At 33.5% G+C, this 12,746-nt stretch carries 12 protein-coding genes and 1 pseudogene; 6 read left to right on the forward strand and 7 right to left on the reverse strand.

Annotated elements, in window-relative coordinates; all coding sequences use genetic code 11:
• Positions 1 to 28 precede the first annotated feature (28 nt).
• Both BOW55_RS02730 and BOW55_RS02735 read left to right on the forward strand, forming a co-directional pair.
• A complete protein-coding gene (locus BOW55_RS02730; RefSeq protein ID WP_129022877.1) occupies positions 29 to 952 on the forward strand; it encodes a type IX secretion system membrane protein PorP/SprF in 924 nt (307 codons plus the stop codon).
• A gap of 11 nt (positions 953 to 963) precedes the next feature.
• Positions 964 to 2,892, forward strand: coding sequence for an OmpA family protein (locus BOW55_RS02735; protein WP_129022878.1), 1,929 nt, complete (start codon positions 964 to 966; stop codon positions 2,890 to 2,892).
• A gap of 126 nt (positions 2,893 to 3,018) precedes the next feature.
• On the opposite strand, the gene BOW55_RS02740 is transcribed toward BOW55_RS02735, so the two are convergent.
• The gene (locus BOW55_RS02740) at positions 3,019 to 3,420 is read right to left on the reverse strand and encodes a DoxX family protein (RefSeq protein WP_129022879.1); all 402 of its coding nucleotides are present in this window, start codon (positions 3,418 to 3,420) and stop codon (positions 3,019 to 3,021) included.
• Positions 3,421 to 3,646: 226 nt separating this feature from the next.
• Here BOW55_RS02740 and BOW55_RS02745 point away from each other — a divergent pair, with 226 nt between their 5' ends.
• The 4 genes from BOW55_RS02745 to BOW55_RS02760 all read left to right on the forward strand — a co-directional run bounded on the left by BOW55_RS02745 (position 3,647) and on the right by BOW55_RS02760 (position 6,720).
• The gene (locus BOW55_RS02745) at positions 3,647 to 4,240 is read left to right on the forward strand and encodes a TetR/AcrR family transcriptional regulator (RefSeq protein ID WP_206733582.1); all 594 of its coding nucleotides are present in this window, start codon (positions 3,647 to 3,649) and stop codon (positions 4,238 to 4,240) included.
• An 11-nt stretch (positions 4,241 to 4,251) separates the two neighbouring features.
• Positions 4,252 to 4,461 (forward strand): hypothetical protein, encoded by a 210-nt coding sequence (locus BOW55_RS02750; protein WP_129022880.1) that lies wholly within the window; start codon positions 4,252 to 4,254, stop codon positions 4,459 to 4,461.
• 5 nt (positions 4,462 to 4,466) lie between these two features.
• Complete coding sequence (locus BOW55_RS02755) at positions 4,467 to 5,696, forward strand: MFS transporter (RefSeq protein ID WP_129022881.1); 1,230 nt, start codon at positions 4,467 to 4,469, stop codon at positions 5,694 to 5,696.
• Between the two features lie 427 nt (positions 5,697 to 6,123).
• A complete protein-coding gene (locus BOW55_RS02760; protein WP_129022882.1) occupies positions 6,124 to 6,720 on the forward strand; it encodes a Crp/Fnr family transcriptional regulator in 597 nt (198 codons plus the stop codon).
• A gap of 152 nt (positions 6,721 to 6,872) precedes the next feature.
• Here the strand turns inward: BOW55_RS02760 and BOW55_RS02765 are convergent, their stop codons facing one another.
• The 6 genes and pseudogenes from BOW55_RS02765 to nosZ form a co-directional block, all read right to left on the reverse strand.
• On the reverse strand, positions 6,873 to 7,244 hold the full coding sequence (locus tag BOW55_RS02765; RefSeq protein ID WP_129022883.1) for a group III truncated hemoglobin: 372 nt from the start codon (positions 7,242 to 7,244) through the stop codon (positions 6,873 to 6,875).
• A 37-nt stretch (positions 7,245 to 7,281) separates the two neighbouring features.
• Positions 7,282 to 8,049, reverse strand: a complete 768-nt coding sequence (locus tag BOW55_RS02770; RefSeq protein WP_129022884.1) for an ABC transporter permease subunit — start codon at positions 8,047 to 8,049, stop codon at positions 7,282 to 7,284.
• Positions 8,033 to 8,755 carry an ABC transporter ATP-binding protein gene (locus BOW55_RS02775; RefSeq protein WP_129022885.1) on the reverse strand — a complete coding sequence of 241 codons (723 nt, stop codon included), beginning with the start codon at positions 8,753 to 8,755 and terminating at the stop codon, positions 8,033 to 8,035. Before BOW55_RS02775 ends, BOW55_RS02770 begins: the two co-directional genes overlap by 17 nt.
• Positions 8,752 to 9,849 (reverse strand): nitrous oxide reductase family maturation protein NosD, encoded by a 1,098-nt coding sequence (nosD, locus tag BOW55_RS02780; RefSeq protein ID WP_241686454.1) that lies wholly within the window; start codon positions 9,847 to 9,849, stop codon positions 8,752 to 8,754. Before nosD ends, BOW55_RS02775 begins: the two co-directional genes overlap by 4 nt.
• A 169-nt stretch (positions 9,850 to 10,018) precedes the next feature.
• Positions 10,019 to 11,026 carry a nitrous oxide reductase accessory protein NosL gene (locus BOW55_RS02785; RefSeq protein WP_129022886.1) on the reverse strand — a complete coding sequence of 336 codons (1,008 nt, stop codon included), beginning with the start codon at positions 11,024 to 11,026 and terminating at the stop codon, positions 10,019 to 10,021.
• A gap of 61 nt (positions 11,027 to 11,087) precedes the next feature.
• A pseudogene (gene nosZ, locus BOW55_RS02790) lies at positions 11,088 to 12,746 on the reverse strand (Sec-dependent nitrous-oxide reductase); the annotation flags it as partial.

Raw genomic sequence — 12,746 nt, forward strand, 5'->3', positions numbered from 1 at the left:
AATAGCAATAACCAAAATAGAATTGGCTATGATTAAAAGTATAAAAAAGATTTTCACAATCCTTACAATGCTTTCTGTATTTGGTGCGATGGCTCAGCAAGATCCCCAATACACACAGTATATGTATAATACGCTAAGTGTTAACTCTGCGTATGCCGGCTCATTAGGGCACTTAGCTATAACAGGAATTTATAGAACTCAATGGGTTGGACTTGAAGGAGCGCCAAACACACAATCTTTTACGCTCGATACTCCTCTTGGAAAAAACGTAGGTTTAGGTTTATCTGTAGTAAGTGAAGAAATAGGCCCTTCAGAAGAGCAATATCTAGATGCTAACTTCTCTTACACCATTCCATCAGGTCAAACCCATAAATTGTCTTTTGGAATTAAAGGCGGCGGGAGAGTAATAAATATTGACTGGACAAAAGGAAGCTATAGAGATCCAGATGTTCAGTTTCGTGAAAACATCACCAATAAATTTCTTCCAGTAGTTGGTGCGGGATTATACTGGCATGGTGAAAGAGATTATATCGGATTAGCAGTTCCGAATTTTATGACCAGAGAACGATACAATTATGATGATATTGCCGATGATTTGGTTAACGAAAGAATGCATGTCTATCTTATTGGAGGAATTGTTTTTGATCTTTCAGCTCACACTAAGTTTAAACCAGCCGCAATGGTAAAATATGTAGCCGGAGCTCCATTAATTGCCGATTTCTCAGCCAATTTTATGTTCAATAACTGCGTAACACTTGGTGCTTCTTATAGAACAGGAGATTCTGTAAGTGCCCTAGCATCGTTACAAATTACACCGCAGTTTCTTGTAGGTTATGCTTATGATTATTCTACTACCGAATTACAAAACTACAATAGCGGCACACACGAAATTATGCTTCGATTTGAATTAGTATCACGCAAAAAGGGATTAAAATCTCCTAGATTCTTTTAATACTAGCAGCTATGGAAAAAAGAATTATTATACTCGCCTTGCTAATCATCCAAATGGTTAATTCGCAAACAAAGAACAAAACGGCCGATGCTCTTTTTGATAAAATGTATTATATAGATGCCGCAAAATCATATGAACTGTCAGTAAAGAATGGCGATACTTCAAAAGAAATTTTGCAGCGTTTAGGAGATGCACACTATTTTAATACCCAAATGCAAGATGCCAGCAAATGGTACAGCAAACTGCTTACTGATTATTCTGCCGAAGTTTCAGCAGAATATTACTTTCGCTATGCACAGTCCTTACAGGGAATCAAGAATTATGATCTGGCAAAAAAATGGATGAAAAATTTCTCCGAGAAACAAAAATCATCTGATTCTAGAGCTCAAAACTTCTCTCTAAAAACAGTAACTCTCGAAGATATAAAGAAAATAAAACCGCAGTTTATTCTAGAAAATCTAGAAATAAACTCCGCTTACTCCGATTTTGGGCCGATGTTTTATAAAGGCGACTTAGTTTATTCAACAACAATAGATTCCTCCTATTTAAAAACAGCAAAATATGGATGGAACGATCAGCCGTTTTTAAATATGCAGCTCGGAAAAATAAGCCCTACACAAACAAACGTAACTTTTAAGGAACGTTTTGCAAAAGAAATTACAACCCAATATCACGAAGCCTGTGTCGCTTTTTCGCCCGATGAAAAAACAATCTATTTTACTAGAAACAATTACAATGGCAAACTAAAAAGAGACGACAAAGGTGTAAATAATTTAAAATTATACTCTGCCAAAGCAGTAGAAAACAGCAACGGTACTGTTCGATGGGAAAATGTAAAAGAACTTCCGTTTAACAGTGACAACTATTCTGTTGGACAGCCAACTGTAAGCAAAGACGGTAAAAAACTCTATTTTGTTTCTGATATGCCCGGAACAATTGGTTCTACTGATATTTTTATGGTAGACATTTTGGGCGAAGACCAATATTCGAATCCTAAAAACTTAGGCGAAAAAATAAATACTAGCGGACGTGAAATGTTTCCGTTTATAACAGCCAAAGCGCTGTACTTTGCCTCAGACGGTTTTTTAGGTTTAGGAGGTCTCGACGTTTTTGAAAGCCGATTAAATAATGAAGTTTTTGATTCACCAGTTAATCTTGGCGCACCTTTAAACAGCAGTTTAGACGATTTTGGATATATTGTAAACGAAGAAACCAACAAAGGTTTTGTATGCTCAAACAGAAAAACGGGAAAAGGCGATGATGATATTTACTCTTTCGAAAGAAGCTGCACACAATCTATAGAAGGTTATGTTTTTGATGCCATTTCGAACAAAAAAATTCCAGGTGCCATAATTACACTCAAAAACAATGAAAACCAGCAATTGCAGCAAACCGTTTCTAGAATGGATGGAAAATTTGAGTTTGAAGAAAACATCAACTGCAATACACCATACACTATAGAAGTGGCTAAAGATAATTTTACAACCTCATCAAAAGCAATCGTTACTGCCGAGAATTCAGGAATAACCCAAGTGCCAATTGGACTTGATCCAAATCTAATAGAACGTAAAGATGGTATTCTAAAAATCAAAATCGGAATTATTTTCTTTGACCTCAACAAATCAGATATACGATATGATGCTGCAATAGAACTTAACAAAGTTGTTTTATTAATGAATCAATATCCTAGTGTAGTGATAAAAATTGAATCTCACACAGATTCAAGAGCCGATGATCAATACAATCTGGAATTATCTGATCGAAGAGCCAAAGCGACCAGAGATTATATAATATCTCAAGGAATTACTGCCGAAAGAATTGAAAGTGCGATTGGTTACGGCGAAACCCAGCTTATCAATAATTGCTCAAACGGGGTTCCTTGTACAGAAGCACAACATCAAATGAACAGACGAAGCGAATTCATTATTACAAAAATGTAAAAACCTTAGATTACAAAGTTTAAATTCCAAACTCTAAGACTAGGATTTGGAGTTTAAACTTTAGAATATGGAATAAAAAAACGGTATTAAACCGTTTTTTTTATTTGAGTTCTTATCAAGAATATATTAATCCCAATTACTTTTTGTAGAAGCACTATACTTTCCTCCTCCAGTAAAAAACAAAACAAGTGCAGTAAAAAAGTAAAGACCAAGCAATTCTAAAGCCCAGCCTCCATGCTCACCCATTTTAAATATATCAGCACTATGAGCCATTAATACCGCAACAAAACAATTAAAAGCATAGATTAATGCCGCGATTCTGGTTCTAAAACCAACTATAATAGCAATTGGCGCTAAAATTTCTCCCACTAATACTCCATACGAAAAGAAACCTGGAAGACCTTTTTCAACAAGCATTCCCGAAATATAGTCTAAAGCTCCATTAAACTTTGCAAAACCATGCAAAAGCATTAATAATCCAATTGTAATACGAAGTATTAACAGGCCAAAATCATTGTTTTTTCTCATTTTTTTAAAATTTAATTTAGTAAGACAAACCAGTTTTATATACAAACTTTTTCATTTTGTACGATAACTGCTGGTAGTAAAAATAGCAAAAAAATCATACAATCTAAATCTGTCAAAAAAAATCTGTTTTTTGTTTTATTGAAAGCCTCGTAATTTTTTTTTATCATAAATAAGCAAACGTTCACTTATTATTATATCTTTGCTCTCAATTTAAATATCCTTTCATTTGAGAACTAGAGATAGTAATAAAGAAGAATTAGTTAAGCAAAAAACGATAGAAATGATTGTAAAGTATGGCATTGAAGGCTTTGCAATGAATCGTTTGGCAAAAGAATGCGGTATCTCTGTCGCAACCCTTTATATTTATTATGCAGATAAGGAGGATCTCATAAAAAAAATAGGGATTGAGATGGGAACATTCTTTTTTAAAAGCTCTTTAAAAGATTTTACTCCCGATATGCCTTTTGCAGTAGGGCTTGCTAAGCAATGGGAAAATCGTTCTTCATTTATGATGAACAATACTGATAAGCTAGTTTGCTGGGAAATTCTTCAAAACTCAAACTACGGTGATTTTATAGTAAATGAAAGCTTGATGGAATTAAAAGAAATCATGACAAAATTTCTAAATGGAGCCATCGAGAGAAAAGAAATTGTACCAGTTTCAAAAGAAGTATTTTGGAGTATCGCTTACGGACCGTTATACAATTTACTGCGTTTTCATGAAAAAGGAAAAGGATTGGGCGGAACCACTCCGTTTAAATTAACAAACGATGTACAACAAGAAGCATTACGTTTAGTAATCAAAGCACTAACCCCTTAAAATTAATAGCCATGAATGTCATGATATTTGCTACTAATATAAAAACAGAAACCAGCAAAAATAAAATTGCAGCATTCTTTAATACAAACAAATCAATCCTGCAATGGAGTATCGATCAAGAAGATATTGATTGTGTACTTAGAATTATAAGCGAAAATCTTAACGCAGGTCAAATAATCGAGATGTTGAACTTTCTTGACTTTGACTGCAAAGAACTTTAAAATAAATGAACGAAAAACAAACTCTCGAAACAGGTTTTAACGGCTATCAAAAACTTGTCATATTTCTATTAGCCCTTACACAATTTACAGTTGTGCTCGACTTTATGGTAATGTCACCCCTTGGAGATATTATGATGAAAACATTAAAAATTACAGCATCTCAATTTGGTATCGCCGTTTCGGCTTATGCCTTTAGTGCCGGAATTTCAGGACTGTTAACAGCAGGATTTGCTGATAAATTTGACCGAAAAAAACTTTTACTTTTCTTCTATATTGGTTTTACAATAGGAACTGTATTTTGTGCCATAGCACCAAGCTTTATATTACTTGTTGCAGCTCGTATTTTTACCGGTATATTTGGCGGTGTAATTGGTTCTATTTCTATGGCAATTGTTGCCGATTTATTCAGCTTGCAACAAAGAGGAAAAGTAATGGGATTTATTCAAATGGGATTTGGAGTAAGTCAAGTATTAGGAATTCCAATTGGTTTATACATTGCTAATGCTTGGGGCTGGCACGTACCTTTTTTATGGATTGCCGCTATGGCAGCGATCATAACATTGGTTTTATCCTTTAAACTGCAGCCAATTGTGGAGCATTTAAGTTTAAAACAAGAAAAAACACCAATTCAGCACTTGTGGCATACTATATCAAAACCACACTATCAAGTTGGTTTCTTGTCTACTGCCCTGCTCTCTATTGGAGGTTTTATGATGATGCCATTTGGAAGTGCCTTTGCCATTAACAACTTAAAAGTAACTAATGATGAGTTACCTTTACTTTTTATGATTACTGGTGTTGCAACACTAATTACCATGCCTATCGCTGGAAAACTTAGTGATAAATTCAGCAAATTCAAACTTTTTGCTTTTGCCACTTTGTTTGCTATAATTGTAATGAATGTTTATGCGCATTTTGCCGCTACTCCATTTTGGATTGTATTAGTTACCAATATTTTAATGATGATGGCGATTATGAGCAGAATGGTGCCTTCAACAACATTAACCTCAGCTATACCAGAACCTCAGGATCGAGGAGCTTTTATGAGCATTAACTCTTCTCTACAACAAATGGCAGGAGGTTTTGGTGCTATGATCGCTGGATTAATCATTGTACAAAAAGACAATTATGCACCATTAGAACATTATGATACTCTAGCAATGGTTGCTTCTGTTATTATGCTTATAAGTATTTATTTAGTCTCTCGCGTCAGCAAAATTGTATACAAAAAGTGATAAGAAATAAGCTTTTATTTTAAGCAAAAAAAGAAACTAAACTAACAACTTTAAACTCCTGCATTATTTGTAGGAGTTTTTTATTTGTCTGTAGGGATAAAAACTAAAAAGTAAGATATTTTTCTGTTTTTGGAGAACGAAAATGTCTTTAAAAACTACCTTTAAGATTCATCGAATACAAAGAAACCCCACTGTACCTGACTTTACTTAAAAAACTAGTAATTAATAAATTACAAACATTTTTAAATAATAAATTACTTTAAGAAACTAACATTTATCATGTTTTGATTTTTAGTAAATTCTTTCCTTTGTTTGACGCAACCAATATTCAAAACCAACCATCTCATAATGTATAAGAGCACTAATTTTAAAATCAAAAAAGCAGATAAATGCGTCACGTTTATTAATAAAGTAAATATTGATAAAAATGCACATTGATACTGATTTGCTGTATACGTGGGGAGCAATTGCAAAAAAAATTCCCAAAAACGCTATCATTTTTTATGAGAATGATCCTGCTCTATCCTTTTTTCAAATTTTAGAAGGAACTGTAAAAATGAGCTATACCAACGAAGATGGTAAAGATCTTACTATTGGTGTATTTAATAAAGGAGAGAGTTTTGGAGAACCGCCGTTAATTATTGGCGAGCCCTATCCTGCATCGGCATTAGCTCAAACGGACTGTGTTATTTTAAAGCTTTCTCGAATTAATTTTTTTTCCTTTCTAGAAGAAAACCCTGAAGCACAAAAGAAAATACTAAAACTATTTGCCTCAAGAATTTATAATAAAATCGTCTTCTCTAAAAACATTATTAACCATAAGCCCGAACATCGAATACAATATTTTTTAGATAATTTTAAAAGACAGCATTGCACAAAATCAAATCAAAAAATTAAGATTCCATATACACGTCAAGAAATTGCTGATTTTACGGGATTAAGAGTTGAAACTGTTATTAGAACTCTCACTCTTATGAAAAAGAATAAAAAAATTGAAATCATTGATCACAAATTATTCTACTAGAACGTCTAAAAAATTACAACTGTATGACTCAAATCATAATCTATGGTTCAAATATTTACGTCCTTTGAGCAAAGGTTAAATGATAAATTATTAATTCAAATTTCATAACGTTTTAAAGTAAAAAAGCGGGAACTTCAATAGTTCCCGCTTTTTTAACTTATTACTTTATTCATCATTGCTTTTGAGATATTATCAGCCCTAATTTTAACTTCTCTAGCTTTTTCTCCTTCAAACAAATCATCGACTGTTTTCTTCCACAATTTTGTCCAGTGTTTAAAATGCGCCTCGGTCAAAAGGCTTTTCTGATTTAACATTCGGTGTTTCATCATCGGGTTTCCATCAAAGTTTCCGGTATGGAATAAAATATTATCCCAAAAATCATACATTATCGGAAGGTGTTTTTCCCAGTTTACCGCCGCTACTTCTGTAAATAAATAACCAATCGTAGGATCAGTTCTAATCTTTAGATAAAAAGCATCTACCAGTATTATAATATCATCTTTTCCCTTAATATCTGTTTTCATCTTTCTATTTGTTTCTTCATTTGTGTTTAAAATACTTTTACAAATCTTTTTTATTAAACTTTTTAAGAGATATAAAAAACGGAATTCCTATCCATAACAGTAATAATAGAAACGATAATATCAGTCCAATTGTTGTTCCAAAAAAATCTTTAAAAATCGCTCCTGTATATCCCATCATTGCCGATTGATCGAGATGCAGTAATATCTGAATGCGTGCCAAATCTATAGGACTCAATGCTGTTACACCTACCATAGCTTTCTCTATAGGATATTCTGAAAACTGAAAAAGCAAAAACAATACTACAGCATCAAAAAGCATGGCAAAATAAAGCCAGAACATTATAGCAACTCCAATTCCTTTTGCTTTGTCTCTTGAATAAATACAGCTTAAAAAAGCCAATGAAACAAAAACTACTGAGATAAGACAACCTACCAAAAGCATCATAAATCCAACTACACCTGGTGCGTTTATTATAAGCGGAATACCAGCCCCGAGAAAAAACGCGGTAACCATTGCAATCGAAAGACCTGCAAATAAACTAATCCATATTTTTTTTCTCTTTAAAGGCTGACTCAATAAAAGTTCAATAAACTCGGCACTATTATAAAGATAAATTGTAGAAAATAATATCGATACTAAAGGCACTGTAAACAAAATTACATTCAATATAGTAAGCAGTCCTTTGGCTGAATTGTCTTCTAATCCAAATGATCCCCAAGAAAGTAACGCTAAAATAATGGTATAACTTACAACAATCTTATTTTTAAGTATATCGAGTAAAACAATTTTAATTATTCTGTTCATGATGTTTCTCTTTTAAGATTGCGGCAATGGCTTTTGAGATTTTGCTTTCGCCTGTATATTGAAGTAAATCGCTGATGGTTTTATGAAAATGTACTTTTCCATCCTGCATGAAAATAATCTGAGTAATCATATCATCGAGTTCACTTAATAAATGTGATGTTATTAAAATTAATTTTCCAGCGTCACGCTCTTTTAGAATCTTTTCTTTCAGAATTTCAGACGCTAATGGATCTAATCCAGCTGTAGGCTCATCAAGTATAAGAACATCAGGATTAAAAAGAAAAGCCAATGCCGCACTCACTTTTTGAGTAGTTCCGCCAGAAAGCGTACGCATTTGTTTAGCATACATTTTGTCAAGATTAAAGGCTTTTATCAAATCTTCGTCTAAAACCGTTTTTGAATTTCTAATTTCTTTAATAATACTAATTATCTGTCCTATTTCCATATTATCAGGATATCTCCCAATCTGCGGCATATATCCGATTTTATTTCTGTAATCAAACTCTTTTAAAATAGAATTTTCATTAAACAAAATATCACCGTTGTCAGGAAGCACCATTCCAAGAATAGATTTAATGAGAGTTGTTTTTCCGCATCCGTTAGGACCAATCAATGCAATACATTCTCCCTTTTTAAATTCAAGGTTTACATTTTCTAACACCTGAAGTTTTCCAAACTTTTTACTTATATTTTTTATACTAATCATAAAATGAGAGATTTCATATAGGGGGTTTCATCAATAAAATTATCTGGTGTAATACTTGGCAGTACCTTTTCTGATTTATCTAACAGGGTAATCATAAAACTCCTGAATAAAAGCATTGCCGAAGGATTATTTTCAGTAAGAACAGCAAAAAGACTCAATGGATGAAAAGGCACATCGCCAATCCCGTCTTTGTTTAAATCATATCCTTCATACTTATCCCAATAATTACTATTGAAATGATTTAAAACGAGACTTCCATTAGTACTGATATCAAAAGTATTGGCAAGAAAATTATTGAATGAAATTTCGTTATCCATACAACTTGCCTGAATCTTCATTCCCCAGCCATTGTCTTTAAATATGTTATGATTAAGCATTACTCTGCTCGTGCCTTCCATATAGATTCCAGAAGTATTACGTATAAATTTGTTTCCAATAATATAACTGTCTGCAATCTCTTTCAGCAGTAAACCGTAGGCGGCGTCTCCCCAGTTTTCTTCAAAGTAATTGTTGAACATTTTTACATTTTTGGTAAACATTACTGCCACTCCTGCCCCATTATTTTTAAATACATTTGAGATGTACGAATCGTCATTAGAAAACATAAAATGCAGTCCGTATCGAATATTTCCTTTAGAAATGTTTCTCCAAATAATCGAATTCGAAACAAACTCAAAATAAATCCCGTCACGATGCCCGGAAATTTTGTTTCCGATAATTTTCATACTATCGCTTTTCCAACAATGAATTCCGTTTCCTATACGTTGTTCTTCTGTCTGATGAGCTTTTATGGTGTTATTTTCAATTATGCAGCTGCTCCCTTTTTGAGCGTAAATGCCAAAAAAGTTATTTTCCAGTATATTATTCTTTACTATTACACCTATTTTATCATAAATCTTAATGCCGCAAGGATCGTTCAGCGAACCGTAACCAGAATCAATTACTTTAAAACCAGATACAACAACACTATCAGCTTTGATAGAAACCACTTCATATTTTCTTTGTCCATCAAGAATTGGAAAATCCTTTCCTTGCAGCACAATTCTTTTATTGATCACGATATTTCCCTCACGATACACTCCTTTATAAATCAAGATTGTATCGCCAGGGTTTGCCAGATCAATAGCTTTTTTATACTTTTTATTACCTTGTTCTTCCCAACCTCAATAGTCTTCGACTGCAGATTGAAACAAAACAACGATAGAAAAAGACAGAGAAATAATTTCATATTTTTTAAAAATTGTGTTTTGAGTTGTCGTTCTCTTATTTTTCGATAAAAGTGCTCCATTCCTTTTCTTGTCCGTGAGACTCTGCTTCAAATGCTTTTGCTTGACTTTTATTAGAAAATGCAGCAATGTTTCCATTCATTGGACTTTTGATTGCGCCTCCAGAAACATAAAAAGCTTTTTCAGCAGGAATTAATTCATTTTCTAAAGTATAATCATGAACATAGTATCCTTTAACTTTTAATTCTGGATTTTCCTTGGTATAATTAACCATACAAGCAATATCATCAAATTTATAAGCTCTGCCTTTTTCAGTAATAATTTCAGCACCATGTTTTCCATCCGTAATACCCATTTTGCAAAAATCGCAGTTGTCCGTATTCAGTTTAATTGGAACTGGTTTGTCATTTGCGCATGAAGAAAATAAAACGGCCAATATTGCCATACTTAGTACTGTTTTTGTTTTAAAAAAAAGCATTTTCTTTTCTTTTAATACAGCAAGAAAAAGTAAAACTCCAGCAGTAATCAGCATCCATCCGCCGATATCGGGTATCGAATAGGCTCCAAAATTAAGCAGTTGCTTATAACCTAAAACGGGCGGTTGATATGCCATTCCGGGTACACGAATTGCAGCATTTGGATCAAGGTTGTGACCATATTCATAATTCCAACGATAAAAATCAAAACCTGCAGCTATCCCAAAAAGGACAAAAGAGCCGAAGAGTGTATATAAAATTTTCTGATTTTTGTAGAATATGCATCCTAAAGCGATAACTCCAAAAAAACCTAGAATAATAGGAAGAATTGTAAACTCAATAAAATCTTCTGTATGCAAAGTTTTCATACCAATATAATGATTAAGTCCGTTGATAATCTCAACATCACCAGCAATCTTAGAAGCATGAAGTTTTAAAACCAATCCTTCTGGATATTGAGGTGCGGTTAATTCAATTTTCCACATGGGCACAAAAATGGATCCAATAAACAGTAATCCTGATAACAAGAGAACTATTTTAGAAAATGTCGAAATTGTATTATTTCTCATAATAATTCAAAATAAAAAAGGGAACAAAGAATATGCTCTGTCCCCTTTACTTGGTTAGTAGTTATTCTTTTGGTAAATTAGTTCCCAGACTGTAGCTAATTGGAACGTTACTTCCTGCTGGTGAAACTCTAACATAACCCTGCATTTCTTGATGTAATGCACTACAGAAATCTGTACAATAGAATGGGAATATTCCTTTTTTCTGAGGTGTCCATTTTAAAGTAAGTGTTTCTCCCGGCATAATCAGCAATTCGGCAGTATTAGCTCCTTTAATGGCAAATCCGTGAGGAACATCCCAATCTTGTTCAAGATTAGTAACATGGAAATAAACCTCATCACCTACACGAATTCCTTCGATATTATCTGGAGCAAAATGAGAACGAATACAAGTCATGTAAATATGTACTTTATTTCCTTCTCTTACCACTTTAGTTTCTTTTTCCCCTTTGGCTGCAAAAGGATGCTTGTTATCAGCCATTTTGTAAAACTTCAACTGTCCGTTGTTACGAATCTTATCAGCTGGAATTCCTTGTGCATAATGCGGTTCTCCAATTGTTGGAAAATCAAGCAGCAGTTTCATTTTGTCTCCGCTGATATCAAATAATTGTGCACTTTGTGCTAATTCAGGACCTGTTGGCAAGAAACGATCTTTTGTAATTTTATTATAAACTACCATATATTTTCCAAATGGTTTTTCTGTATTACCACCCGGAACCATAAGGTGACCTGGAGAATAATAAGTCGCTTTTCTATCTAGAACTTTAAGATCTTTAATATTCCATTTTACAACCTCTGAAGAAACAAACATTGTTGTATATGCATTTCCTTTACCGTCAAATTCAGTATGTAAAGGTCCTAATCCTGGTTTTTGAACTTCGCCGTGCAGCGCTGCTTCATATTTCACGACTGGAATACCAGCATAAGAACCATCAAATTGTTTATTAGCAATCGCTGCTTTCAGTTTTGTAAAACTAAATACAGGAATCAAAGCTGCCAATTTTCCACTTCCAATAATATATTCACCTGTTGGGTCAATATCACAACCGTGAGGTGATTTTGGACAAGGAATCATGTAGCAAATATCCTTAAGTTCTGCAGCATCAAGAGTTAATACTTCTTTTTTAGTTTCAGATTTTGCTGTTTGCGTTTTTTCATCCCAAGTATTATGAACGTAGTTTGCAGGTACACGCTTTCCTTTACCAGCTTTAATATATTCCTCTGCTTTTTTCCAGTTAACCGCCATGATAAAATCTTTATCATTTTTAGATGCGTTTACCTCCAGTAATGTATTTGCTTGTTCTGTATTATAGCAAGAGAAAAAGAACCAGCCATGAGACTCTTTTTTACCTGGATGACTAAGGTCAAAATTAACTCCAGGTGCTACAATTTGAAAAGCAAGATCTAACTCTCCCTCTTTACCTACTTTTACAAAACTTAAATATCCTTTAAAGTTTTTCTTGAAAGTATTAATAGGCACATCTCCATTATCATTATCAGGAGGAACACTAAAACGGCTTGCTCCTACCACATACTCTGTATTTTGAGTAATAAATGGTGAAGAGTGATTTCCTGCACAGTTTGGAAGTTCGATAATTTCAGCCGTTCTAAAAGTTTTAGATCAATACGTGCAATTCTAGGTGTATTGTTTGCATTGGCAAAAAGCCAGCGTCCGTCAACTTCACCATTTGTCTGCGACAAATCAAGGTGATGCTGATCATCC

Source organism: Flavobacterium sp. YO12 (assembly GCF_004119495.1).
Lineage (GTDB): Bacteria > Bacteroidota > Bacteroidia > Flavobacteriales > Flavobacteriaceae > Flavobacterium.

Coding starts and splice junctions, on each gene's coding strand:
- BOW55_RS02785 (WP_129022886.1), bottom strand. CDS start 11,026: ATGAGAAATAATACAATTTCGACATTTTCTAAAATAGTTCTCTTGTTA.
- BOW55_RS02765 (WP_129022883.1), bottom strand. CDS start 7,244: ATGAAAACAGATATTAAGGGAAAAGATGATATTATAATACTGGTAGAT.
- BOW55_RS02735 (WP_129022878.1), top strand. CDS start 964: ATGGAAAAAAGAATTATTATACTCGCCTTGCTAATCATCCAAATGGTT.
- BOW55_RS02730 (WP_129022877.1), top strand. CDS start 29: ATGATTAAAAGTATAAAAAAGATTTTCACAATCCTTACAATGCTTTCT.
- BOW55_RS02755 (WP_129022881.1), top strand. CDS start 4,467: ATGAACGAAAAACAAACTCTCGAAACAGGTTTTAACGGCTATCAAAAA.
- BOW55_RS02770 (WP_129022884.1), bottom strand. CDS start 8,049: ATGAACAGAATAATTAAAATTGTTTTACTCGATATACTTAAAAATAAG.
- BOW55_RS02775 (WP_129022885.1), bottom strand. CDS start 8,755: ATGATTAGTATAAAAAATATAAGTAAAAAGTTTGGAAAACTTCAGGTG.
- BOW55_RS02760 (WP_129022882.1), top strand. CDS start 6,124: ATGCACATTGATACTGATTTGCTGTATACGTGGGGAGCAATTGCAAAA.
- BOW55_RS02740 (WP_129022879.1), bottom strand. CDS start 3,420: ATGAGAAAAAACAATGATTTTGGCCTGTTAATACTTCGTATTACAATT.
- BOW55_RS02750 (WP_129022880.1), top strand. CDS start 4,252: ATGAATGTCATGATATTTGCTACTAATATAAAAACAGAAACCAGCAAA.